The 24,762-nt window shown below is 67.8% G+C and carries 15 protein-coding genes; 8 read left to right on the forward strand and 7 right to left on the reverse strand.

Annotated elements, in window-relative coordinates:
• Positions 1-147 precede the first annotated feature (147 nt).
• From AC1PQG_RS06625 to AC1PQG_RS06640, 4 genes are all read right to left on the reverse strand, one after another.
• Positions 148-1,848 (reverse strand): DUF4214 domain-containing protein, encoded by a 1,701-nt coding sequence (locus AC1PQG_RS06625; protein ID WP_481121820.1) that lies wholly within the window; start codon positions 1,846-1,848, stop codon positions 148-150.
• Between the two features lie 116 nt (positions 1,849-1,964).
• Positions 1,965-2,327 carry a hypothetical protein gene (locus AC1PQG_RS06630; RefSeq protein WP_481121821.1) on the reverse strand — a complete coding sequence of 121 codons (363 nt, stop codon included), beginning with the start codon at positions 2,325-2,327 and terminating at the stop codon, positions 1,965-1,967.
• A 17-nt stretch (positions 2,328-2,344) separates the two neighbouring features.
• On the reverse strand, positions 2,345-3,616 hold the full coding sequence (locus AC1PQG_RS06635; protein ID WP_481121822.1) for an efflux RND transporter periplasmic adaptor subunit: 1,272 nt from the start codon (positions 3,614-3,616) through the stop codon (positions 2,345-2,347).
• 18 nt (positions 3,617-3,634) lie between these two features.
• Complete coding sequence (locus AC1PQG_RS06640) at positions 3,635-6,808, reverse strand: efflux RND transporter permease subunit (RefSeq protein WP_481121823.1); 3,174 nt, start codon at positions 6,806-6,808, stop codon at positions 3,635-3,637.
• A gap of 396 nt (positions 6,809-7,204) precedes the next feature.
• On the opposite strand from AC1PQG_RS06640, the gene AC1PQG_RS06645 reads away from it, so the two are divergent.
• The 7 genes from AC1PQG_RS06645 (at position 7,205) to AC1PQG_RS06675 (ending at position 19,372) form a co-directional block, all read left to right on the forward strand.
• Positions 7,205-9,550 carry an arylsulfatase gene (locus AC1PQG_RS06645; RefSeq protein ID WP_481121824.1) on the forward strand — a complete coding sequence of 782 codons (2,346 nt, stop codon included), beginning with the start codon at positions 7,205-7,207 and terminating at the stop codon, positions 9,548-9,550.
• 59 nt (positions 9,551-9,609) lie between these two features.
• Positions 9,610-11,796, forward strand: a complete 2,187-nt coding sequence (locus tag AC1PQG_RS06650; protein ID WP_481121825.1) for a multiheme c-type cytochrome — start codon at positions 9,610-9,612, stop codon at positions 11,794-11,796.
• 278 nt (positions 11,797-12,074) lie between these two features.
• A complete protein-coding gene (locus AC1PQG_RS06655) occupies positions 12,075-13,049 on the forward strand; it encodes an SMP-30/gluconolactonase/LRE family protein (protein WP_481121826.1) in 975 nt (324 codons plus the stop codon).
• A 31-nt stretch (positions 13,050-13,080) separates the two neighbouring features.
• Positions 13,081-13,971, forward strand: a complete 891-nt coding sequence (locus tag AC1PQG_RS06660) for a dienelactone hydrolase family protein (protein WP_481121827.1) — start codon at positions 13,081-13,083, stop codon at positions 13,969-13,971.
• A gap of 40 nt (positions 13,972-14,011) precedes the next feature.
• Positions 14,012-14,488 carry a c-type cytochrome gene (locus AC1PQG_RS06665; protein ID WP_481121828.1) on the forward strand — a complete coding sequence of 159 codons (477 nt, stop codon included), beginning with the start codon at positions 14,012-14,014 and terminating at the stop codon, positions 14,486-14,488.
• Positions 14,489-14,732: 244 nt separating this feature from the next.
• On the forward strand, positions 14,733-18,083 hold the full coding sequence (locus AC1PQG_RS06670) for a PAS domain S-box protein (protein ID WP_481121829.1): 3,351 nt from the start codon (positions 14,733-14,735) through the stop codon (positions 18,081-18,083).
• A gap of 77 nt (positions 18,084-18,160) precedes the next feature.
• A complete protein-coding gene (locus tag AC1PQG_RS06675; RefSeq protein WP_481121830.1) occupies positions 18,161-19,372 on the forward strand; it encodes an aminotransferase class I/II-fold pyridoxal phosphate-dependent enzyme in 1,212 nt (403 codons plus the stop codon).
• 58 nt (positions 19,373-19,430) lie between these two features.
• Here AC1PQG_RS06675 and AC1PQG_RS06680 read toward each other — a convergent pair whose 3' ends face one another.
• Positions 19,431-20,435 carry an AI-2E family transporter gene (locus AC1PQG_RS06680; RefSeq protein WP_481121831.1) on the reverse strand — a complete coding sequence of 335 codons (1,005 nt, stop codon included), beginning with the start codon at positions 20,433-20,435 and terminating at the stop codon, positions 19,431-19,433.
• An 87-nt stretch (positions 20,436-20,522) separates the two neighbouring features.
• On the opposite strand from AC1PQG_RS06680, the gene AC1PQG_RS06685 reads away from it, so the two are divergent.
• On the forward strand, positions 20,523-21,287 hold the full coding sequence (locus AC1PQG_RS06685; RefSeq protein WP_481121832.1) for a MipA/OmpV family protein: 765 nt from the start codon (positions 20,523-20,525) through the stop codon (positions 21,285-21,287).
• A 16-nt stretch (positions 21,288-21,303) separates the two neighbouring features.
• Here the strand turns inward: AC1PQG_RS06685 and AC1PQG_RS06690 are convergent, their stop codons facing one another.
• Together AC1PQG_RS06690 and AC1PQG_RS06695 are read right to left on the reverse strand one after the other, a co-directional pair.
• Positions 21,304-23,271 (reverse strand): carboxy terminal-processing peptidase, encoded by a 1,968-nt coding sequence (locus AC1PQG_RS06690; RefSeq protein ID WP_481121833.1) that lies wholly within the window; start codon positions 23,269-23,271, stop codon positions 21,304-21,306.
• 22 nt (positions 23,272-23,293) lie between these two features.
• Positions 23,294-24,733, reverse strand: a complete 1,440-nt coding sequence (locus tag AC1PQG_RS06695; RefSeq protein WP_481121834.1) for a glycosyltransferase family 2 protein — start codon at positions 24,731-24,733, stop codon at positions 23,294-23,296.
• Positions 24,734-24,762: the final 29 nt, after the last annotated feature.

Here is a 24,762-nt window from a genome sequence, read left to right on the forward strand (position 1 = left end):
GGCCTGTCCGGGAAAGGAAAGCTGTACTTTAGGAAGCCCGGGGCCATGCCCGAACCATTATATTTTTCGATGCTTATGAGCTCAAAGGCGCCTGAGCTTATGCGATTTTGAGATTAAGCGGGTTGGCAGACAGCCTTGAAGAACCGCTCAGTTCAGCCAAGGCGTGTAGTTGAAGCCGTTGCCGATCAGCTGGACGACGGCGTTTACGTTTTCACTCGATTCGGAAAACTGTGCCAGCACCACTGCTTGGGTTTCAGCCGGGACGGTGTTCATCTGGTTGAGCCACCAGTCGTACCCGGCCTGGTCGGGTGCCCGTCCCAGCACGTTGGTGTAGACCCTGGTGAGGAAGTCGGCATTCGATGGATTCGTCCCGTATATGCCGTGGAATTCATCCGAATTGATGAAGCCGGTAGCGACCTCCACAAGAGGGACACCCTTGTCCATCTGCGCGATCCAGTAGCCGACGCCCGCCACGTCGGGCGTCCGCGCGAACGCCGCCTTGTAGATGCGGTAAGCCTCGCCGCCGATGCCGTCGATGTCCAGGGCGACGTTCGTGTCGGAGAACTGGACGCGCTCGATATTGCTGAGGAGGTCGGTGCCGTTGGCGCCGGTCTGGTCCTGAACCGTGAAGGTCGTGCCGATCTTGGTGATGGTGTAATTGCTGCGGGCAGAGGCATAGACCGCTGTGTCAGTGCCGCTGCCCCCGTCGAGGGTGTCGTTGCCGCCCTTGCCTTCCAGCAGGTCGTTGCCATCGCCCCCCATCAGGGAGTCGTTGCTGGCGCTGCCGGCCAGGACGTCGTTACCCGGTGTTCCGCTGATGGTGCTGCTGCCTGCTTTGGTCGTGAAATCGTAGGTGCTGGTGCCGGCGTAGCTGTTGCCGGCCTGATCCTTGATGGCACCGGCCTCGATCTGAAGGACATACTGTGTGCCGTAGGCCAGGTCTGTGCTGGGGTTGATCGTCAGTGTGCTGCCCGAGAAGCTCAGGTTTCCACTGCTGCCTACCGCATAGGTTTCCACGATGTTGCCGCTCGCGGTCTTCAGCACGATGGCGCCGGAGCCAGCCTGGACGGTTTCGCTGAAGGTGATCGTGATGTCGCTGTTGATCGCAACGCCGGTGGCGGCATCCGCCGGGCTGAAGCTGCTGACGGTTGGCGCCGTGGTGTCGGCCGGGCCGAGCAGATAGTCGTTGTCCGAGATGGCGGCGACGAGTTGATCGTAGATGGGGCTGCCGATGTCCGCCCACGATCTCGCGGTGCTCTTGACGCCGATCACATACTTGCCGACCAGCAGCGGCCCGCCGGAGCTGCCGGCCCCCATGACGTCCTGCGGGGCATCGTAGACGCTGTAGAAGGGGTTGCTCGTGACCGTGACCTCCTGCTGCATCATGCCCGTCGAGCCGGCGGGATAGCCGATCGCCGACGCGTTGACGGTTCCGTCCTGGTTCGGGTCGAGACCCAACCAGCCGAGCGTGTCGCCGATGGCACGGTCGATGCCGATCAGGGCGATGTCGAACTGGGACTCGCTCTGCAGCATGGTCTGGTTGTCGCCATCCTGATAGATGTTGTCCGGCCAGGTGATGGCTTCCCACTTGGTATAGCTGGGGTGGGCGACCCATGATTCGTAGACGTTGGTGACCGCGTTGTAGTCGGCTCCGAAATAGAAATCGAAGGACTTGGCGTAACCGCCCATGTCGGGGTTGTAGACGCAGTGCCCAGCGGTGAGGATATCGTTGGTGCCGACGATGCTGCATGTCCCGCGGGTCTGGCTGCCGTCGGCCCAGGTGGTGACGATGGTGCCGATGTCGACGTACGGTTGTGTGTTACGCGTCGCCGAATTCACTTCGTTCATGGATCACTCCCACTGTTCTTCCCTGCAAAGGCGCGATTATTGATGATGTTGGAATGATCGCACAGTGCAATAAGTCCGCTCGGGGCGGGGAGTCTAACCACCTTGGGCAACGTCTCCTACTTCCCGTCCCCGAACTTGGCCTCCGCCGCCTTCGCGTCGGCGGCGATCTTGTCGTTGATCTGACGGGCGGCCTGGGCTTCGGCATTGATGAACTGGCTGATGATCTGGCTGGTAGCCTGGATGTCGGCGTTGCCTTCCTTCTGCAGGCAGTCGAGCCAGGCGCGCTGGGTCTGGCGGTAGGTGTTTACCGTGCCGACGCTCTTGTTGAAGGCGTCGGGGTTCTTCAGGTCGAGGCTGACTTCGGCCGGGCGCGGGCCGCAGGCGTGGGTCCAGCTGCCGTTGTCGATCTTGCCGGCGTGGGCGGGCAGGGTGGCGGCGAGGCCGGCGGTGGCGAGGATGAGGGCGAGCTGGCGGGTCATGTTTGTTCTCCGGTGGGTCAGCCCTTGGAGGCGGGCCGGGGGCCTTGGGGTGAGTTGGGGGTGTCGGTGGCTGCGGTCTTCGGCGCGGCCGGCTTGTCGCCGGGGCCGCCCTTGCGGGTTTTTTCGGGCAGGGCCTTGGGGCGCACGGTTTCGCCGTCGGCGAGCAGATCGGACGGGCTGCTGACCAGCACCGTGCCGGCAGCGATACCGTCGATGATCTCGATCTCCCGGCCGAGGTCGCGGCCGAGGGTGACCTTGCGGAAGCTGACCGTATTGTCCTGGCCGACACTCACCACGCGGGTGCCGTCCTGGCCGGTGACCAGCACGTTGGTTGGCACCAGCAGCGCCTTGACGCTGCTCGACAGGCTGAACGTCACCTCGCCGTAGGTGCCGGGCAGCAGCTTGCCGTCGGGGTTGGGCAGCTCCAGCTCCACTTGGCGGGTGCGGGTCACCGGGTCGAGGGCGCCGGCGGCGTGGGCGACTTTGGCGGTGAATTTTCTGCCCGGGTTTTCGGGAATGCGCAGCGTCACTTCCTGGCCTTGGGCGATCTCGCTGGCATACACCTGCGGGATCCACAGGGTCAGGCGCAGCGGGTCGGTCTGGGCGAGGGCGAAGAGTTCCTTGCCGTTGGCGGCGATCAGGTCGCCGACTTCCACGCTGCGGCGGGTCACCACGCCGTCGAAGGGCGCGACGATGCGGCGGAACTGCTTGAGCTGTTCGAGCCGGCGCACGTTGGCCTCCACCGCGGCGAAGTCGGCGCGGGCCTGGGCGGCGGCGCTGCGTTTCTCGTCCAGGTCCTGGCGGGCCACGCTGTCGAGGCTGGCCAGGTGTTCCCAGCGCTTCAGGGTGTCGCGGGTCAGGTCCACGCGGGCCTTCACCTGCTCGCGGCTGGCGCGGGCTTGCTCCAGCTCCTGGTCCTGCTCCGGGGCTTCGATGGTGGCCAGCAGCTCGCCCTTCTTCACGCGCTCGCCGATGGTCTTGTGCCAGGCCGCCAGGTAGCCGCCGCTGCGGGCGATCACGCTGATCTCGCTGCGGCCCTGCAGGGTGGCCGGCAGCGCGACGCTGCGCTGGCTGTCGCCGGGGCGGGCGACGATGGTGGATACCGTGCGCAGCAGGTTGTCGGCGGTGCGCTGTTCGAGGGCGCGGGCTTGCTGGTGTTCAAAGGCGAAGCGCAGGGCGCCGCCGGCGAGCAGCAGGCCGACCAGGCCGAGGCCGGCGAGGCGTGCGTAGCGCAGGGTCTTGCCGCCGGTGTGGCTGGCGAGGGGCGGGGGCGGGTTGAGGTCTGACATGGGGCGAGTCCGGTTCGGTCAGGCGGGGGCCAGTTGGTGGCGCGGCCCGCGGCGCTCCAGCCGCAGATGGACGGCGGCGAAGACGAGGGGAACGAAGAGCAGCGTGGAGGCGGTGGCGAAGGCCAGCCCGCCGATTACCGCGCGGCCCAGCGGGGCATTCTGTTCGGCGCCCTCGCCGAGGCCGAGGGCCATCGGCAGCATGCCGACGATCATCGCGAAGGCGGTCATGAGCACCGGGCGCAGGCGGGTGGAGGCGGCTTCAAGCGCCGCGCCGATGGGCGGCACGCCTTCGGCGAGGCGCGTGCGGGCGAAGGACACCAGCAGGATCGAGTTGGCGGTGGCGACCCCCATCGTCATGATGGTGCCGGTCAGCGCCGGCACGCTGAGGGTGGTGCCGGACAGGAACAGCAGCCAGGCGATGCCGGCCAGCGCCGCCGGCAGCGCGCTGACGATGATCAGCGGGTCGATCCACGACTGGAAGTTGACCACCAGCAGCAGGTAGACCAGCACGATCGCCACCGCCAGGCCGGTGGCCAGGCCGATGAAGGAGTCGTGCAAGGTCTCCACCTGGCCGCGCATCACCAGGTCCACGCCGCGCGGCAGCCTGCTGCGGATGTCGTCGAGGACCACCGCGATGTCGCGGCTGACGCTGCCCAGGTCGCGGCCTTCCACGTTGGCATAGACGTTGAAGATCGGATTGGTGTTGTAACTGGTGAGCATCGGCGCCAGCGCCTGGCGCGACAGGCCGACCACGTTGCCGAGCAGTTGGGCACCGTCCTCGCTGGCGCCGACCGGCGTGCGCAGCAGGCTGTCGAGGCTGTCGAGAGCGGTTTCCGGCGTGCGCACGCCGATGGTGTACAGGTTGTTGTTGCTCGGGTTGAGCCAGTAGGCGGGGGCCGCCTGCATGCTGCCGGACAGGGACACCATCACGTTCTGGGCCACGTCCCTGGCGGCGAGGCCGAGCTGCTGCAGGCGCACGCGGTCCATGTCCAGGGCCAGCGCCGGCTTGCTCCAGCGCTGATAGACGTGGGCATCGACGATGCCGGGAATGGCCCGCAGGCGCTTGTTGAGCTCCACCGCCAGCGGCGTCACCTCGGCCGGCTTGCCGCCGATGAACTGGATGTCGATCGGGGCCGGCGTGCCGAAGTTGAGGGTCTGGCTGACCTGGTCGGCGGGCTGGAAGAAAAACTCCACACCGGGGAAGCGCTCCGGCAGCAGCGTGCGCAGGCGGGTCGCGTAGTCGTTGCTCGGGGCGTGGCCCGGCTTGAGGGACACCATGATCTCGGTATCGGCGGTTTCGGTGGTGCCGGAGTTGCCGAACAGCGTATTGCGTGTCGAGTAGGGGCCGCCGACGATGTCCAGGATGTCGCCCAGTTCGTCGGCCGGGATGGTCTCGCGGATCGCCGCCTCGATCTGGTCCACCAGGTGGGGCATCTCCTCCAGGCGGAGGCCGGACGGGGCGCGGACGTGCAGGCGCAGCTGGCCGGCGTCTACCGCCGGGAAGAGGTCTTGCCCGAGCAGCGGCACCAGGCCCAGGGACAGCAGGCACAGGCCGGCGAAGGCGCTGCCGAAGCGGCGGCGCTGGCGCAGCAGGGCGGCCAGCAGCACCGTGTAGTGCTCGCGCAGGCGGCTGAAACCGTTCTCGAAGCCGACGTGGATGCGCTGGCACAGCGCGGCGAAGCCGGCGGCCGGCGCCGGGCGGTGTACGCCGTGCTGGCTGGCCATCATGTACATCACCAGCGTCGGAACCAGGGTCCGCGACAGCAGGTAGGAGGCCAGCATCGCGAAGACCACCGCCTCGGCCAGCGGCACGAACAGCGAGCGGGCCACGCCGGTGAGGAAGAACATCGGCACGAAGACGATGCAGATGCACAGCGTGGATACGAAGGCCGGCACGGCGATCTCCTGCGCGCCGTCGAGGATGGCCTGGTGCGGATTCTTGCCGAGGCCCATCTGGCGCTCGATGTTCTCGATCTCGACGGTGGCGTCGTCTACCAGGATGCCCACCGCCAGCGCCAGGCCGCCGAGGGTCATCAGGTTGAGGCTCTCGCCGAGCAGGTACAGCACCACCAGCGAGCAGCAGATCGACAGCGGGATGGACACCGCGATGATGCAGGTGCTGCGCCAGTTGCCGAGAAACAGCAGGATCATCGCGGCGGTCAGCGAGGCGGCGATCAGCGCCTCGTGCAGCACGTTGCCGATGGCTGCCCGCACGAACAGGGACTGGTCGAACATCAGCGTCAGCTTCATGTCCTCGGGCAGCTTGTCGAGAATGCGCGGGATCTCGGCGCGTACCTGGTCCACCACCTCCAGCGTGGACACGCCGCCGACCTTGAACACCGAGGTCAGGATGCCGCGCTCGCCGTTGTGGCGCACGATGGTCTGCAGCGGGCCGGCGCCGTCGCGCACGCTGGCCACGTCGCGCACATGGATGGTCTTGCCGGCGACGGTCTTGACCGGGATGTCGCCGATCTTGGCGAGGGTGGCCACCGAGCCGTTGAGGGCCACGTCGTATTCCCGCTCACCGATCTTGATGGTGCCGGTGGGCAGCGTGAGGGTCTGGTTGCCGATGGCGTCGCTGACGTCGGCCGGCGTGAGGCCGCGGGCCAGTAGCGCGTTGGTGTCGATGTCTACCGAGATCTGGCGGTTGCGGGCGCCGAAGGGGGCGGTCAGCTCGACGCCCTTCTTGGTGCGCAGGGTGTTGCGCACCACGTCGTTGGTCAGTTCGCCCACTTCCGTTTCCGGCACCGTGGCGCTGGATACGCCGACCTGCAGCAGCGGCAGATCGGTGGCCGAGTACTGCACCACCTGCGGCGGCGCGATGCCGACCGGCATCGAGCGGTAGGCCGAGTTGGCGGCGGACTGGACCTGGGCCAGCGCGGTGCCGATGTCGGTGCCGGGCTGGAAGAACACCTTGATGATCGACGCGCCGGCCACCGACAGGGACTCGGTGTGCTCGATGTTGTCCACCGACTGGGTCATGGCCCGCTCGGCGTTGCGGCTGATGCGGCTATAGATCTCCGGTGCGGGCAGGCCGTTGTAGCTGTACAGCATGGCCACGACCGGGATATCGATGTCCGGGAAGATGTCCACGGACATCTTCTTCAGCACATAGGGCATGGACAGCAGGATGAGCAGCGCCATGACCAGGAAGGTGTAGGGGCGCCGCAGGGCGATATTGACGATCCACATCGGGAATTCTGGGGTCGGCTGCGCGGGGCAGGGTTGCAGAGGCGCGCCGGGACCGGGCTGGAACAAACCGCTGTATCGGGCAAATTCCGGGCCATGGGCAAAAACCCTGTGCCTGTGCGGGAGATTGCCCGATCCGGGCATTGCGGACTGTGCGGCAGGCAGCAGCCGGTCAGCGGAAAAGTTGGTTTTTCAGCAGAGGGTGAGGGGTCGGCGCGCGGTGGGATTGAGGGCGGACATCCGCGCAGCCCCGGCGCCGCGGGGCCGCGCGCCGTCGCGGGGGCGCTGGCACGGGCCGTGCACCTGCTTGCGGTTTGTTTGGGGCTGGCGTGTTCGTGGGGCATCCCCGGGATTGCGCCAGCCCGGCAGCCATCTACAGAAGACCGCACAGGAACAACAATGAAGAAACGCATCTACGTCTGGCTGGGCCGTTCGGCCGCGCTGGCCCTCGGCCTGGCCGCCGCGGGCAGTGCCGGCGCCCAGCAAGTCCTGCCCCGTCCGCCCGAGCCCTTCGCCGGCAAGATCGATCCCTCCCGCGACAAGTCGGTGCCGGCCTGGCCGAAGCAGGCGCAGGCGCCGAAGGGCGCGCCCAACGTGGTGGTCGTGCTGCTCGACGACGTGGGTTTCAGCGCCGCCTCCACCTTCGGCGGCGTCGCCGACACACCGGCGCTGCAGGATCTGGCCCGCAACGGCCTCAGCTACAACCAGTTCCATGTGACGAGCCTGTGCTCGCCGACCCGCGCGGCGCTCCTCACCGGGCGCAACCACCACGAGGTCGGCTTCGGCACCGTGGCCGACAGCTCGTCCGGCTTTCCCGGCTACAACTCGGTGTGGGCCAAGGACACCGTGTCGGTGGCCGAGGTACTGCGCCAGAACGGCTACAGCACCTCGGCCTTCGGCAAGTGGCACAACACGCCGCAGTGGGAGATCACGCCGGCCGGCCCCTTCGAGCACTGGCCGACCAGCCTCGGCTTCGAGTTCTTCTACGGCTTCATGGGCGGTGCCGACAACCAGTGGGAGCCGCGCCTGTACCGTAACACCACGCCGGTGGAACCGAAGGCCACGCCGGAGCAGGGCTACCACCTGACCGCCGATCTGGCCGACGAGGCCACCCGCTGGCTGCGCACCCACGATGCGGTGTACCCGGACAAGCCTTTCTTCGTGTGGTTCGCGCCTGGTGGCACGCACTGGCCGCACCACGTGCCGCAGGACTGGATCGCCAAGTACAAGGGCAAGTTCGACCAGGGCTGGGACAAGCTGCGCGAGGAAACCTTCGCGCGCCAGAAGAAGCTTGGCGTGATCCCCGCCAATGCGGAGCTGACCCCGCGCCCGCCCGAGCTGCCGGCCTGGGATTCCCTGCCCGCCGAGCAGCGCCGCCTGCTGGCGCGGGAGGCCGAAATCTCCGCTGCCTACCTGGCCTATACCGACTTCCAGGTCGGCCGCCTGCTGGCCGAGATCCGCGCGCAGGGCAAGTCCGACAACACGGTGGTGTTTTACATCGTCGGCGACAACGGCGCCGAGGTCAGCTCGCCGCTGCTCGGCCGCGATGCCACCGGGTCCGACGGGCAGCCGGCAGCGCTGGAAGAACGCCTGAAGGACATCGACGCGCTGGGCACGGCGCGCTTCGACAACCTCTACGGTTCCGCCTGGGGCTGGGCCGACAACACGCCTTTCCAGTACGGCAAGGGCATTCCGTCCTACCTGGGCGGCACCCGCAACCCGCTGGTGGTGTCGTGGCCCAAGGGCCTGCGCGACAAGGGCGTGGTGCGCAGCCAGTTCAGCCACGTCACCGACATCGCACCGACGATCTACGAACTGGCCGGCATCAGCTTCCCGGACAAGGTCGAGGGCATCCAGCAAGTCCCGCTGGAAGGGCGCAGCCTGGTGTACAGCTTCGACAACGCCAGGGCCGAATCGCCGCGCACGCTGCAGTATTTCGAGATGGGCGGCAGCCGCGGCATCTACAAGGACGGCTGGTGGGCCGGCAGCCGCAACGTGGCGCCACGCGGCAACGCGGTGCTCAACCAGGCGCCCTTCGGCCAGCGCCAGTGGCAGCTCTACAACCTGAATGCGGACTACAGTCAGGCCCACGATGTGGCTGCCGGCAACCCGGACAAGCTGGCCGAGCTGGTCGCCACCTTCGACAAGGAAGCCTGGCGCAACGACGTCTATCCGCTGACGCCGGAGGTCGGTGTCGGCCGTCCGAGCCCGGCTGCCGGGCGCACGCTGTTCACCTACCGGGCCGGCGTCACCCGCATCCCGTCGCGGGTCGGGCCGGACGTGACGCGGCGCGCTCACCGCATCACCGCTGACATCGAGCTGCCGGCCCGCGGCGGCGACGGCGTGCTGATCGCCGACGGCGGCCGCTGGGGCGGCTTCAGCCTGTTCGTGAAGGACGGCCGGCTGGTCTATGAGGCCAACGCCCACGGCCATCGCAGCGGCCACATCGTGTCGTCGCGGCCGCTGCCGAAGGGCAAGCTGCAGGTCGCCTTCAGCTTCACGCCGGACGGCGCCGCGCCATCCGCGCCCGTCGTGCAGGGCCAGCCGCCGGCGGCGGTGCCCGGTGTCGGGCGCTTGTTCGTGAATGGCGAGCAGGTCGGCGAAGGGCGCATCGCCAAGATCGTCTATGGCCCCTACGAGTCCCTCGACATCGGCGCCGATCTTGGCTCGCCGGTGAGTTCGGACTATAAGGTGCCGTTCTCCTTCACCGGCATCCTCGGCAAGCTCGAGGTGGAATTGCGCTGAAAGCTGCTGTCAGCCGCCATCGCCCGCCTTGCGGCGGGTGGTGGCGCATCGTCTTCCTGATGTTCCTGCTCGCCGCTCCGGCCCTGGCGCCGGCCGGCGATGCCGTGCGCTACGTCGGTAGCGAAGCCTGCGCCGGCTGCCATGCCGACGAGGCCCGGCGCTGGCAGGCGTCCCACCATGCCCAGTCCATGCAGGTCGCCAGCCCGGCCACGGTGCTCGGCGACTTCCGCGACGTGAGCGTCAGCCACCACGGCCAGACCACGCGCGTCTTCCGCAAGGGCGAGGCCTTCTACGTGCGTACCGCCGGGCCGGACGGGCGCGAGGCGGACTTCCAGGTCACCCACACCTTCGGCGTGCATCCGCTGCAGCAGTACCTCGTCGCGCTGCCCGGCGGGCGCCTGCAGGCCCTCGGCGTGGCGTGGGACGCACGGCGCCGGGAGGAGGGCGGCCAGCGCTGGTATCACCTCTACCCGGATGCGCCGCCCAAGCCCGGCGAACCCGTGCATTGGAGCGGCCGCGAGCAGAACTGGAACTTCATGTGCGCGTCCTGCCATTCCACCGGGCTGGTGAAGAACTACGATCTCCAGTCCGATAGCTACCGCACCCGCTGGGCCGAGATGGCGGTAGGCTGCGAGGCCTGCCATGGGCCCGCTTCGGCGCATCTGGCCTGGGCGCGGGGCGGCAAGCCGGTGGCAGTGGCCGATGCGGGCCTGACGGTGGCGACGCGGCAACTGCGCAGGCTGGTCTTCCGCTACGACGGCAGCAATCCCATCGCCCGCAGCGACGGCGATCCGACGGCCGGCCAGCGGGCCGGCGAAGCCTGCTTCGGCTGCCACTCCCGGCGCCAGCAACTCACGGCGGAACCCCGGCCCGGCGCGGCCTTCCTCGACGACTACCGGCCGGTGCTGGTCGAGCCCGGCCTCTACCATCCGGACGGGCAGATCGACGATGAGGTCTTCGAGTACGGCTCCTTCGTGCAGAGCCGCATGCACCGGGCCGGCGTCACCTGCAGCCATTGCCACGACAGCCACAGCCTCAAGCTGCGCGCCGACGGCAATGCCCTGTGCGGGCAGTGCCACCTGCCGTCCCGCTACGACCGGCCGGAGCACCACCGCCACGGCGAGGGCTCGGCCGGCGCCCAGTGCGTCAGCTGCCACATGCCGACCAAGACCTACATGGGCGTGCACGTGCGCCGCGACCATCGCCTGGCGGTGCCGCGCCCGGCCCAGAGCGCCCGCCTGGGCACGCCGGACGCCTGCACGGCCTGCCATAAGGACAAGAGCCCGGCCTGGGCCGCCGCTGCCATCGAACGCTGGACCGGCCGGCCGGAAGCAGCCACTACGCCGCCGGTTGCCGTGCTGGCGGGGCGCCGCGCCGGCGTGCCGCTGGCCGAACTGCTGTCCGCCGAGTATCCGGCGATCCAGCAGGCCGGTGCGCTGCTGCGCCTGGCCGGCAGCCCTGCGGCGGCGGACGCGGTGGCCCGCGCGGCCCGCTCCGGTGAAGGCCTGCTGCGCCTTGGCGCCGCACGGGCGCTGGCTGGCCTGGCGCTGCCCGAGGCCTGGCGCATCGGAGATAGCCTGCTCGACGACCCGCTGCGGGCGGTGCGCACCGAGGCGGCCCGCACGCTGGCGGCCGTGCCGGCCGAGCGCCTGCCGTCGGCGCGCCGGGAACGGTTGAGTGCCGTGCTGGCGGAATTGATCGCCAGCGAAGAACTGGCCGCGGATCGCCCCGAGAGCCATGTCAATCTGGCCCGCATTCACGCCGCCCGAGGCCAGCCACAGGCGGCCGAGCAGGCCCTGCGCACCGCCTTGCGTCTGGATGCCGGCTTCGTGCCGGCACTGGTGAACCTGGCCGACCTGTACCGCGCCAACGGCCGCGAGGCCGACGGCGAGGCCGCTCTGCGCCAGGCCGTCAAGCTTGCCCCGGCGGCGGCAGAGCCGGCCCATGCCCTCGGCCTGGCGCTGATCCGCCAGGGCCGCCGAGACGCCGCATTGCCGGAGCTGACCCGGGCCGCGATGCTGGCGCCAGACAACGGCCGCTACGCGCTGGTGCTGGCCGTTGCACAGCTGGAGAGCGGGCAGGGCGAGGCCGCACTGGCCACGCTGGCGGCGGCGCGGACGCGCCTGCCCGAGGACGTGGCCTTGCTGCGCACCCAGCTGCAGATCGAGCGCCGCCTCAGCCGGCCGGAGGCGGCGGCGCATCAGGTCGAGTTACTGCGTCTCGAACGGGGGTTTGCGGCGCCTTGAGGCGGCTGCTGCGCGGCGCCCGCCAGGGTTGGGAAATCAGCAGACCGGCAGCAGACGATGGCGTGATCTGTGTGCAGCGCAACAGCCCGGCCAGTTCACCGGCATCGCGACGCCGCCTGAGCAGATCCCCGGAGTTGCGGATTTATTTCGATAAATCAAGCGCGTGGCAGCCGGGCGCGATGGCCTGGCCGGGGATTGGCACGGCCCGTGCAGGAGAAGGGCCTGCCCCCGCGGCCGAGGCCGCGCACCTCACAGCCCGTCACTCCTTACCAACAGCCATGAAACTCAAAGCCTCCCTCCGTGTCCTGGCCGCCCTTGGCGGCGTGCTGTTGAGCCTGTCCGCCGCCCACGCCCAGGAGGCCGTGACGCCGGCGATTGCCGGCGTGGTTGCCGCCGGCACGAAAATCGAACTCATCAAGGACGGCTTCAAGGGCACTGAAGGCCCGATCGCCGCGCCGGACGGCAGCGTGCTGTTCACCGAGAACCAGAATGCCCGCGTGATCCGCATCGCGCCGGACGGCTCCACGTCGGTCTTCCTCGACAACACCAACGGCGTCAATGCGCTGGCCTTCGCCGCCAACGGCGACCTTGTGGCGGTGCAGACCCTGCAGCCCAAGGTCGGCGTGATCCTGCCGGCCGGTAACGCCCGCACGCTGGCCGAGAAGGTGGACGGCGGCCTGTCCTTCGGCCGTCCCAACGACCTGGTGGTAGACAAGGCCGGCAACGTGTATTTCACCGATTCCGGCGCCAACGCCAATGCCAATCCCAAGCCGGACCTGTCCAAGATTTCGCCGCCGGCGGTTTACCGCATCAGCCCCGAGTTCGTCATCGAGCGCCTCGCCAAGGACATCGAGCGTCCCAACGGCATCCAGCTGAGCCCCGACGAGAAGGTGCTGTACGTGGCCAACACCGCCGGTGAGTACGTGTTTGCCTACGACATCGGCGCCAACGGCAAGCTCGGCCCGAAGCGCCAGTTCGCCAAACTGGAAGGCTTCCGCCAGACCGACAACGGGCCGTCCAGCGGCGCCGACGGCCTGGCGGTGGACAAGGACGGGCGCCTCTACGTGGCCAGCAGCGCCGGCGTGCAGGTTTTCAGCAACAAGGGCGAGCCCCTCGGCATCATCGCGCTGCCGAAGGCGCCGCAGAACCTGGCTTTCGCAGGGCCAGGCAAGCAGCAGCTGTACGTGGTCGGCCGTGGCGCGGTCTACCGCATTCCGGTGCTGACCGCCGGCTACGCCGGCCGCGCCAAGTAAGCCCGCTTTTTACCGATTGTTGGAGGTTTTCATGACCCGCAAGACCGCTGCCGATTTCGAGCCCGAAGTGCTCAAGCTGTTCGACAAGTACGTGCATGGCATCATCCCGCGCCGGGAGTTCCTGAAGAGCGCCGCCAAGTTCGCGGTGGCCGGCGTGACCGCCGAAGGCCTGCTCGAAGCCCTCAGCCCGAAGTTCGCCGAAGCCCAGGAAGTGCAGGGCAACGATCCGCGCATCAAGGCCCAGTACGTGGAATACCCGTCACCGGCAGGCTACGGCACCCTGCGTGGCTACCTGGTGCAGCCGGCCAACGCCAGCGGCAAGCTGCCGACGGTGCTTGTGGTGCATGAGAACCGCGGCCTCAACCCGCACATCGAGGACATCACCCGCCGCCTGGCCCTCGACGGCTTCATCGCCTTCGCGCCGGATGCCCTGTTCCCCCTCGGCGGCTACCCCGGTGACGAGGACAAGGCCCGCGACCTGTTCACCAAGCTCGACCAGAACAAGACCCGCGAGGACTTCGTGGCTGCCGCGGCGATCCTCAAGAAGCTGCCCCAAGGCAATGGCAAGGTCGGCGTGACCGGTTTCTGCTACGGCGGCGGTATCGCCAACTTCCTGGCTACCCGCATCCCCGACCTGGCTGCGGCGGTGCCCTTCTACGGTAACCAGCCGGCGCCCGAGGAGGCCGCCAAAATCAAGGCTCCGCTGCTGATCCACTACGCCGAGAACGACGAGCGCATCAACGCCGGCTGGCCCAAGTACGAGTCGGCCCTGAAGGCGGCCGGCGTGAAGTACGAGGCCTACATCTACCCGGGCACGCAGCACGGCTTCAACAACAACACCACGCCGCGCTTCGACGCCAACGCGTCCAAGCTGGCGTGGGCGCGCACCGTGGCCTTCTTCAAGCAGCACCTGAAGGCCTGACCCATCACCTTACTCATCACCGAGACCGTACGGAGAAACAATGAAGAAGTTCGTCAAACCCCTGCTTGCCGCCCTGATCGTGACCACCACTGCGGCGGCCTCCATGGCCTTCGCCCAGCAGGCCCCCAAGCCCGAGCAGGTCATCAAGTGGCGCCAGTCCGTCTATCAGGTGCTGGCCTGGAACAACGGTCGCATCAAGGCCAGCGTCAACGGTACCTACAACAAGGACGAAGTGATCCGCGCCGCCAACGCCATCGCCGCCATCGCCAACTCCGGCCTCGGCGCGCTGTACCCGGCCGGCACCGAAACCGGCAAGGGCTGGCGTGAGACCACCGTCAAGCCCGAGCTGTTCACTGAGCAGGCCAAGGCCGGCGAAGCCGCCAAGAAGTTCATCACCGAAGCCAACGAACTGGCCAAGGTCGCCGCAACCGGCGACGCCGGCGCGGTCAAGGTCGCCTTCGGCAAGCTCGGCCAGACCTGCAAGGGCTGCCACGACGACTTCCGCAAGAAGGACTGAGCAGCTGACGGAGATGTCCGGGCCCGCCTTTTCGCCCGACCGGCGGCTGTGGTGCGGACATCGCGTGACGGGGCGGCTTCGGCCGCCCCGTTTTTCTTTTTTTGCGCAGGAAGATGCAAGAGCCTCGCAGTCCGTCATCAATCATTAATTTGTGCGGCTCTGCGGCAAAAGTATTGGGCTGGGCGTTCATATCGCGGTAACTTTCAACGCAAATCCACGCCACGGTCCGCCGTCCCCGCCGCCCATGCGCCCCGTCAAGTTGCACTGGCTGTTTCTCGCGGTTCTGCTGCCGGGCATCGTTGCTCTGGTCGTCCTGATGGGGGACTCCTACCTGCGCGAGGAAGCCAATCTGCAGGAGAACGCGCTGCAGACGGCGCGGGCGCTGCGCCAGGTGGTGGACGAGCAGATCATCGGGAAGCAGAAGGTGCTGCAGGGCTTCGCGACGGGCAACGACGCCTTCGACCGGCGTGACTACACGGCGCTGCGCCGGCAGTCCATGCAACTGTTGGCGGAGACGGACTTCGCCGATGCGCTGGTGGTCACCGACGTGAACGGCAAGCAGTACCTCAATACCCTGATCCCCGAGGGGCAGCCGCTGCCGACGACGAAGAACATGGTCCGTGTGTACCAGATCTTCGGGACCCGCAGCCCCTACATTTCCGACGTGGTTGTCGGCACCGTGGCCAAGCGGAACCTGATCACCATCGATGTGCCGGTGATCCGTGAAGGACAGGTGTTGTTCGACCTGAACCTGGTCCTGTTCCCTGAACGCTTGGGGCGCATCCTCAACGCCCAGCAGTTGCCGGACGGCTGGGTGGCGTCGATCTACGATGCCACCGGCCATATCGCTGCGCGCAGCCACGATGGCAGGCGCGTCGTCGGTCAGCCGGTTCCGCCCGTACTGATGGAGCGCCTGCATGGGCCGGCGGAGGGGCGTGTGCACGGCATGAGTCTGGATGGGGTGGATGTCTTCGGTGCGTACAGCCGCTCGGCGCTGACGGGCTATTCGGTGGCGATCGCCGTACCGGCCAGCATCCTGCAGCGGGAATTGCTCCGGAATCTGGCCTTGAGTGCGCTGATCGTGGCGGTCATGACGGTCGCCAGCCTGTTGCTGGCCCGGCGCTTCGGCGGGCAATTGCAGACGGCCTTGCAGGGCCTCGTCGCTGCGGTGGATTCGGCCGCCGATGGAGACTCGGAGGGGATCGTACTGCCGGATGGCCCCGCCGAGATCCGTCACCTGTCCGCCCAGTTCGAACGCATGCTGCAGGCCCGCAACAGGGCGGATGGCGTCATCCGCGGCGAGCGTCAGCGGCTCTACGACATTCTCGAAACCTTGCCGGCCTTCGTCGTGTTGCGAACCTCCGATTACAAGGTCGTGTTCGCCAATGCCATCTATCGCAAGCGTTTTGGCGAGGGAAATGAGGACAACTGTGCCGCGCTGTTCGGCCGTGGCGGGCTACCCAATGTGGGAGAGGAGGGCGGTGAATGGGAGTGGGTTGGCCCTGATCAACGCATTTACGCGATCCACAACCGCCCCATCGTCGGGCCGGACGGCACGCCGCTGGTCCTCAAGATGGGGATCGACATTACCGAGAGGCGAATCGCCGAGGCCGCCCGGCGGGAGAGCGAGGAGAGCCTGCGTATCGCGCTGACCTTCTCGCCGAATGCGATCGTGCTGGTCAACCAGCAGGCCCGTTTCATTTTCGCCAACCGGCAGGCCGAATTGTGCTTCGGCTACAACCAGCAGGAATGGTTGGCGATGGATGTGGCAGACCTCTTTCCCCCCTTCGAGGTGGAGCACGTGATGGTCCGTTTCCGCCGCAACGCTGCGGGCAGTCACGAGTTCTTCGAGGCGGTCGCCCGCCACAAGGACGGCCGTCTGATCGATGTGGAGATCAACGGCGTGCTGTTGCCCGACGGGCGCGTGCTCGGGGAGGTCATCGACATCTCGGCGCGGAAGGCGGCGGAGAAGCAGATCCGCCAGCTGTCGATGGCGGTCGAGCAGAGCATCGAGAGCGTCGTCATCACCGACCTGGACACCCGAATAGAGTACGTGAACGAGGCCTTCGTGCGCAGCTCCGGTTACCGCCGTGACGAGGTGCTCGGCCAGACCCCGGCGCTGCTGAAGTCAGGCCAGACGCCGCGGGCGACTTACGATGCACTGTGGGCGGCGCTGAATGCGGGCCGGCCGTGGCGTGGCGAGTTCATCAACCGGCGCAAGAGTGGCGATGTCTATATCGAGAATACGACCATCGTGCCGATCCGCGAGCAGGATGGACAGATCACCCATTATCTGGAGATCAAGGAGGACGTCACCGAAAGGCGGCGTATCGAGGATGAGCTGGAGCGGTATCGCAACCACCTGGAGTCGGTCGTCGAGGAGCGCACGGCGGCTCTGTCCATCGCCAAGGAAGCTGCCGAGGCGGCCAACCGGGCGAAGAGCACCTTCCTGACGACGATGAGCCACGAACTGCGCACGCCGATGAATGCCATCATGGGCATGACGGCGATGGCCTTGCACCGGGCCACCGATCCGCGCCAGATCGAGCAGCTCAGCAAGGCCCGGCAGGCGTCCCAGCATCTGCTGGCGCTGATCAACGACATCCTCGACATTTCACGGATTGAGGCTGATCGCCTGAGCCTCGACCGTGTCGATTTCCGCTTGCAGGGCGTGTTCGACAATCTGCGCACGCTGATGGAAGGGGCAGCGGAGCAGAAGGGGCTGGCCCTCGTTATCGATGTGGCGCCGGAACTGGCCCGGATGCCGCTGCGCGGCGATCCGCTGCGCCTGGGGCAGATCCTGGTCAACCTGGTCGGCAACGCGCTCAAGTTCACGCCAGCCGGGCGGATCGGCGTGAGCGCGCAGGTGGCGGCCGAGTCTGCCGCCGACGTGCTGTTGCGCTTCGAGGTGAGGGATTCGGGCATCGGCATTGCCGCCGAGGATCAGCTGCGCCTGTTCGCCACCTTCGAGCAGGTGGATGGTTCGATGACCCGCAAGTACGGCGGCTCCGGGCTGGGCCTGGCGATCAGTCGGCAGCTGGCGCGGATGATGGGCGGCGACATGGGGGTGGCGAGCGAGATCGACGTGGGCAGCACCTTCTGGTTCACGGTGCGTCTGCCAAGGGGGGATAAGCGTGCCATCCGGCCCTGGGGCCGGGTCACAGTGGAGGCGGAGGCTCGCCTGCGCGAGTGTTTCTCCGGTGCGCGGGTGCTGCTGGTGGAGGACGATCTGGTCAACCAGGAGGTCGTGAAGGCCCTCATCGAGGAGGCCGGACTGGTCGTCGATGTGGCCGGCAACGGCGCGGAGGCGCTCGCCATGGCGCTGCGGCAACCGTACGCTCTGATCCTGATGGACATGCAGATGCCGGTGATGAATGGCATCGAAGCCGCCGAACACATGCGGACGCTGGCCGGCTATGCGACGACGCCCATCATCGCCCTGACCGCCAACGCCTTCGAGGATGACCGCCGCGCCTGCCTGGCGGCCGGCATGGACGATTTCATCACCAAGCCGGTGGAGCCCGCCCGCCTGCTCGGAAGTCTGTTGCAGTGGCTCGAGCAGGCCGAGGAGGGACGCAAGTCTGTTGACAGCTAGCTGCCAGACTCGCGCCAGTCTGAATCGCTAGCCTTTGAGGTTCTGACACTCCGTCTTCACCGTGCAGGTCCGAACCCATGAAAGAATTCCAGGATATAGCCCGTTGGCTCGAAGAGCGCGGCGCCGTTCATCTCATTCCCCGCGTCGAATCGCTGCCGTCGCCGGCCTTCCGCATGGACGGTAGCGATCACGTCTCCTTCAGCACCAACAACTACCTCGGGCTGGCGTCCCATCCGCGCATGATCGCCAAGGCGCGGGAAGGGCTGGAGCGTTACGGTGTCGGCAACTGCGAATCCCGTCTGCTCGGCGGCGACCTCGAAATCTACGACCAGCTGGAGCAGAAGCTCGCCGACATGAAGGGCAAGGATACGGCCCTGCTGTTCGCCACCGGCTACCTGACCAACCTCGGCGTGTTGTCCTCACTGGTCAAGACGGCGCAGTTTGCGCGCATGTACGGTTTCCGTACCCGCGGCCGCCACAGCTACGCGTTCTTCTCGGACGAATACAACCACGTCAGCATCCGCGAGGGTATCCGTCTGTCCGGGGCCGATCGTCTGACCTTCCGGCACCTGGACCTGGAGCATCTGGAGTCCTTGCTGAAGGCGTCGGAGGCGACGACCAAGATCATCGTCACCGACGGCGTCTTCAGCCAGGACGGCGACATTGCGCCGCTGCCCGAGCTGCTGTCCATCGCCGACCGCTACGACGCGATGGTGTACGTGGACGACGCCCACGGCACCGGTGTGCTCGGCGCCAACGGCGGCGGCATCACCGAACACTTCGGCATCCACGATCCGCGCCTGATCTGCATGGGTACCCTCAGCAAGGCCTATGGCGCGATCGGCGGCTTCATCGCCACCGACAAGTACATCGGCGAGCTGCTGCGTCTGACCTGCTCGGCCTACGGCTTCACTTCCACGCTGCCGCCGGACCAGGTTTTCGCGGTCAGCGAGGCGATCGACATCGTCCAGGACGAACCGGAGCGCCGTCGGCGCCTGTGGGACAACAAGCGCTATTTCGTCGAATCGATGCAGGGTCTGCCGTACACGCTGGTATCCACGACCACGCCGATCGTGCCGGTACTGATCGGCGACGAGGTGCTGACCGACCAGCTGTCCCAGTTGCTGCGCAGCGTCGGGCTGCATGTGGACAGCGTCAAGTTCCCGGCGGTGCCGAAGAATCAGGGGCGCTTGCGGGTCATTCTCAACGCCGGCCACACCCGTGAGCAGATCGATCTGCTGGTGTCGGTGTTCCGTAATCATCAGGCGGTATTGCCGAAGGCGGCCTGAAGGCGCTTAGTGCCGGCTGGCGCCGGCCATCGCTACCGCCGGGTGCGCTGCCGAGGGCTCAGATCAGCCGCGTGGCCTTCAGCTCGGCCTTTATGTAGGCGTACACGACTGGCGCCAGCGCCACACCGCCGAAGCCGAACAAGGCCTCCATGAAGACCATCGCGACCAGGATCTCCCAGGCCCGGGCGTCGATCTCGCCGCCGACGATGCGGGCGTTGAGGAAGTACTCCGCCTTGTGCAGTACGACCAGGAACAGCAGCGACAGCAGCGCCGCGTAGGGCGACACCGAGAAGCTGATCATCACAATGACGGAGTTGGAGATCAGGTTGCCGACCACCGGCAGCAAGCCGACGATGGCGGTGATCAGCACCATTGTCTTGCCGAAGGGCAGGTGGATGCCCAGCCCCGGCAGGATGGCCAGGAGGTAGAGGCCGGTGAAGAAGGCGTTGATGGCGGCGATCTTGCCCTGGGCCACGAAGACTCGGCGGAAGGCCTTGTAGAAGGTACCGACCCGCTCGTGCATGGCCGCGGCGAGGGGGCGCCGTTCATTGCGTGCCGATATTTCATGCACCGCCACCATCGCGCCGATGATCATGCCGATCAGGATGTGTGCGGCGGCGACGCCGGCTTCCTTGCCGAGCAGGCGGAGCTCCGGCGCATGCTCGCGCAGCCAGTGTGCCGCTTCGGCCTTCAACTCGGGGCCGCTGCTGGGTAGACTGCCGAGCAGCCACGGCGGCAGCACGTCGTTGGCGCTGTCGACGGCCTCGGCCATCTTGGTCCAGATCGCGTCGAGGCCGGCGCCGCCGTGCAGCATCGAGGCGATCCACAGGCCCAGCCCGACCATGCCGGCGATAATCAGCATCGCCAGTACTGCGGTCGCCACCAGCTTGCCCCGCGACCCGGCGACTACCCGGCCGACCAGCGGCTGGGCCAGTTGAACCAGCAGGAACACCAGCATGCCGGCAAACAGGGCCTGCAGCAGGTGCAGACTCAAGACCGCCAGGATGCCGCCGGCGGACAGAATGTAGGAACTCCCTTGTACCCAGTTTCGACGTATTTCCATTCTCTATTCCGTTTGCCGGTCAGATCCGGGCGCCATTCTACGCCCTGGCCGGCGAGCTTTCCCCGTCTCAGCCGGGCGCTGTTCCTGGTGCTGACGTCGTTGGCGAGTGCTACGGGCCTCGCCGCCGGTGGGACGATCTTCATCGACCGGCCGCCGGAGCAGGGCTATACCCTGTCGGTGGGGCCTTCCCTGTGGATGTTCCAGGCTTATCCGGGCGGCAAGAAGACCGATACGGTGCTGCTGCCCGGTGTGGACTTGTATTTTGCGAATGGCGCCTTCGTGTCCACCGACAATGGCATCGGCTGGAATCTGTCGAGGCGCGACGACCTGCAGTTTGGGCCACGCCTGTGGGCACAGCTGAAGCGCAAGGCCAGCGCCAGCCCGCGGCTGGCCGGCACTGCGGATATCGGGGCACGCCTGGAAAAGGGCGCTTTTCTCAATTACGCACCCTATGAGTTCCTGCTCGTGCAGAGCAGTGTCCGTTACGGTTCGGGGGTGAGGAGCGACGGTCTGCTGGGCGAAGTGGGCCTTACCGTCGGTGCGCCGGTTGGGGCACACGGTACGCTGGCTCTGACCCTCGGCAGCACCTGGGCCAATCAGGCTTACCGGCAGAGTTACTTCGGTCTTGACGAGGGGGCCGCCCAGCGCAGCAACCGCAGCCCCTGGCAGATGCAGTCCGGACAGCAGGACACCAGCCTGGCGATCAGCGGCGAATACCATCTCGATGCGGACTGGCGCTTGAGCGGTCAATGGATCCGGGCCCGCCTGCAGGGTGATGCGGCCCGTTCGCCGGTGACCGAGTCGGCGACCCAGAGTCTGCTGTCGCTGACCCTGTGGCGGCGTCTCAAGTGAGCCTGGGCAGGGCGTGTCAGGGATGGCGGGGTAGCTCGATACGGTCGGCTAGCACCCGCGCCGCCTCCACCTGCAACAGATCGGGACCGGCTGGACGGGCGGGAGGTGCCGCTTCGGCGGCCAGTTCGGTGCGGCGGGTGCTTTCCTTCAGGGAGATTTCGGTGCGCGTCTGGCGGGCTTCGAAGGCGTTCAGCGCAGCCTGCTGTGCCTGCAGTTCGGGGCTGGCGGCGACGCGTGCGGCATGGCGCTGCTGCAGTACGGTGGCGCTGTCGTCGAGGGGGGCGAGGGTGTCGTAGTTGGCGGCGCGGATGCGCTGGAAAGGCAGCGCGTTGTCGAAGCTGGCCTCGCCGGGCTGGGCGTGGGCGGGCAGCACCGGCAGCACGACGTCCGGTTTCACGCCGCGCAGCTGGGTGGTGCTGCCGTTGATGCGGTAGAACTGCTGGATGGTGAATTTGAGTTCGCCGAGGCCGCTGGCGCCGTTGGGGCTACCGCCGGCCACGCGGTCGAGGTTCACCAGGGTTTGCACGGAACCCTTGCCGTAGCTGGTCTCGCCGACGACGACGCCGCGCCGGTAGTCCTGGATCGCGGCGGCGAAGATCTCCGACGCGGAGGCCGAGTTGCGGTCGATCAGCACCGCCAGCGGACCGCTCCAGGCAACGGCCGGGTTGTTGTCACCGCTGACCTGGTTGCGCCCGCGGGCGTCGCGCTGCTGCACGACCGGGCCGGTCTCGATGAACAGGCCGGTGAGTTCGACGGCCTCGTCGAGTGAGCCGCCGCCGTTGTCGCGCAGGTCGATGAGCAGGCCGTCCACCTGCTCGGCGCGCAGCTCGGCGAGCAGGCGGGCGACGTCGCGGGTGGCGCTGCGGAAGCCCGCTTCGCCGCGGTTGCGGGCCTCGAAGTCCTGGTAGAAGGCGGGCAGCGTGATGACGCCGATGCGCCGTGGCCGGCCGCCTTCGGTGGTGTCGACGATGGCCTTGCTGGCAGCCTGGTCGTCGAGGCTGATCTTCTTGCGTACCAGCGCCACGCTTTGCGGCTGGCCGCCTTGCGTGCCGCCGGGCAGGATGTCGAGGCGCACCACGGTGTCGGCCTTGCCGCGCACCCTGGTGGCGATGTCGTCGAGGCGCCAGCTCAGCACGTCCTCGATCTGGCCCTGTTCGCCCTCGCCGACGCCGACGATGCGGTCGCCGACGTGCAGGCGGCCGGAGGCGGCGGCGGGACCGCCGGGGGTGAGTTCGCGGATCGTCGCGTAGTCGTCCTTTTCCTCCAGCACCGCGCCGATGCCCACCAGGGACAGGCGCATCGAGATGTCCAGGTCGTCGGCCGCGCGGGCGCCCAGGTAGGCCGTGTGCGGATCGACGCTGGCGGTGTAGGCGCCCATGAAGAGCTGGAAGGCGTCTTCGCTGCGGGCCTTTTCGAGGCGGCGCTGGAAGCCCGTGTAGCGGCGCTCCAGCGTGCGGCGGATGGTGTCGTCGTCCTGGCCGGCGAGGCGCAGCTGCAACCAGTCGTTCTTGACGCGCTTGCGCCACAGTTCGTCCAGCTCGCTGGTGGAGCGGGCCCAGTCGGCTTTGTCGCGGCGCAGCGGATAGGTCTCGTCGGCGTTGAAGTCGAAGCCGGCCGCCAGCAGCTTGCGGGCGTAGGCAAAGCGCTCGTCGGCGCGCCTCGCGTAGCGGTTGTAGATGGCGAAGGGGATGCGCAGGTCCTTGCCGAGGATGGCGTCGTCGAGCTGGAGGCGGGCGGCCTGCCAGCCGTCGATGTCGGCCTGCAGGAAGTACAGCCGGTCCGGGTCGAGGGCCTTGAGGTAGCGCGCGAAGATGCGCTCCGACTGGATGTCGTCGAGGGCGACCGGCGTGTAGTGGTAGTGGCCGATCAGCTGGGAGGCGAGGTTGGCGGCCTGGCCTTGCCAGGGCTGCGGCGCGAGATCCGGCGGTGCGGCATGGACGGCGCTGGCGACGATGCCCGTCAGGCACCAGTGGAGCGGTTTCATGGGGTCTCCGGATGGTCGGGCCTCAGCCCATGGCGTGGCGCGCCTGCTTGCCCCAGCTCCGCCGGCCGGTCAGGAAGTGGTGCCAGCCCAGGGCTGCGCCGAGGTGGCGCAGGATCTGGAAGCTGAAGGGTTCGAGCAGCGCGGTGGCGATGGCCTGGGCATAGCCGGGTGCGTGCTCACCGGCTGTCCAGCGTCGGTAGAGGTACAGGCACCAGGTGTGGAAGACGATGTCGAGCAGCACCTTGTTGAGCAGCACCGACAGGATGGCCGTCGCCAGCGGCAGGTGGCCGCCGGCAACCAGGCCCAGCAGGGTGGCCGAGGCGGCGAGGCCGAGGAGGGGCTGCACGGTGTCCAGCGTCTTCACCGGCAGCATCAGCAGTCCGAGCTTGCCGAAACGCCGATTGCCGATCATGTCCCGGTTCCACAGTTGGGTTTGCAGGAAGCCGGCGAACCAGCGCCGCCGCTGGCGCAGGAAGGCGCGCAGGTCCGACGGCGCCGACGTGAGGGCGCGGGCCTGGCCGACGACGCGGACCCGCCACGTCTTCCCGTGGGCGCAGGCATGACGGTGCAGGCGGTGGATGAGTTCGTAGTCCTCGACCAGGCATTCCGGATCGAAGCCGCCCACCGCGGTGAGGGCATCGCGGCGGTAGCCGGCAAAGGCGCCGGAGACGAGGAGCAGGCTGTCGGCGCGCATCCAGGCGTAGCGGGACACAAAGTTGCGCACGTATTCGCAGGACTGAAAGGTGCCGAGCAGGCGGCCGCCGAGGCTGGCCTTGCAGGCCGGGGCCAGCACGCCGGTGGCGGCCACCAGCTGGTCGTCGTGGGCGAAAGCCTGGCGCATGTGGGCCAGCGCATCGACGGCCGGGTGGGTGTCGGCATCCACCGTCACGACGATGTCGGTATCGATGTGGGCCAGCGCCCGGTTGAGCGTGCGGGCCTTGCCGCCATGGGGCACGCGCAGCCAGGCGAGCCGGGGGTGCAGGGGGCTGGTCTGGTGCTGGGTCGCCGTTGTCGGCGGTGCGAAACCGTAGGCACGGATCAGCACCAGGGCGGTGTCGTCGGTGGAGCCGTCGTCGGCGATGAGGATGTGCTCCGGCGGATCGTTCTGGGCTGTCAGCGCGGCAATGGTGCGCTCAAGTACCGGCGCCTCGTTCCAGGCGGCGATGATCACGGTGAGGCTGGGGCGGGAGCCGGCGGCGACGGTTTCGTCAGGGGACGCCGGCGGGCGGCGGACGGCCAGCGGAAGGGTCTGCCAGGCGACGAACAGCAACAGCAGGAGGTCGTAGAGGATGAAGGCGATACCGCTGGCCCAGCTCAGCAGACCGGCGGAGACGAAAGGGCTGGCCAGCAGCAGGAGGGTGCCGCCGCCGACCGCGCCGGCAATCAGGTAGCCGGCTATACCGGTGGGGCGGGGGCGCAGACGGGGCGAGGCCAGCGCGAAGGCGGCGTCGAGGGCGCTCATCGTGGGGATTGGACGGGGCTAGAGCCCCG

It is taken from the genome of Zoogloea sp. GDB6, from assembly GCF_056724105.1.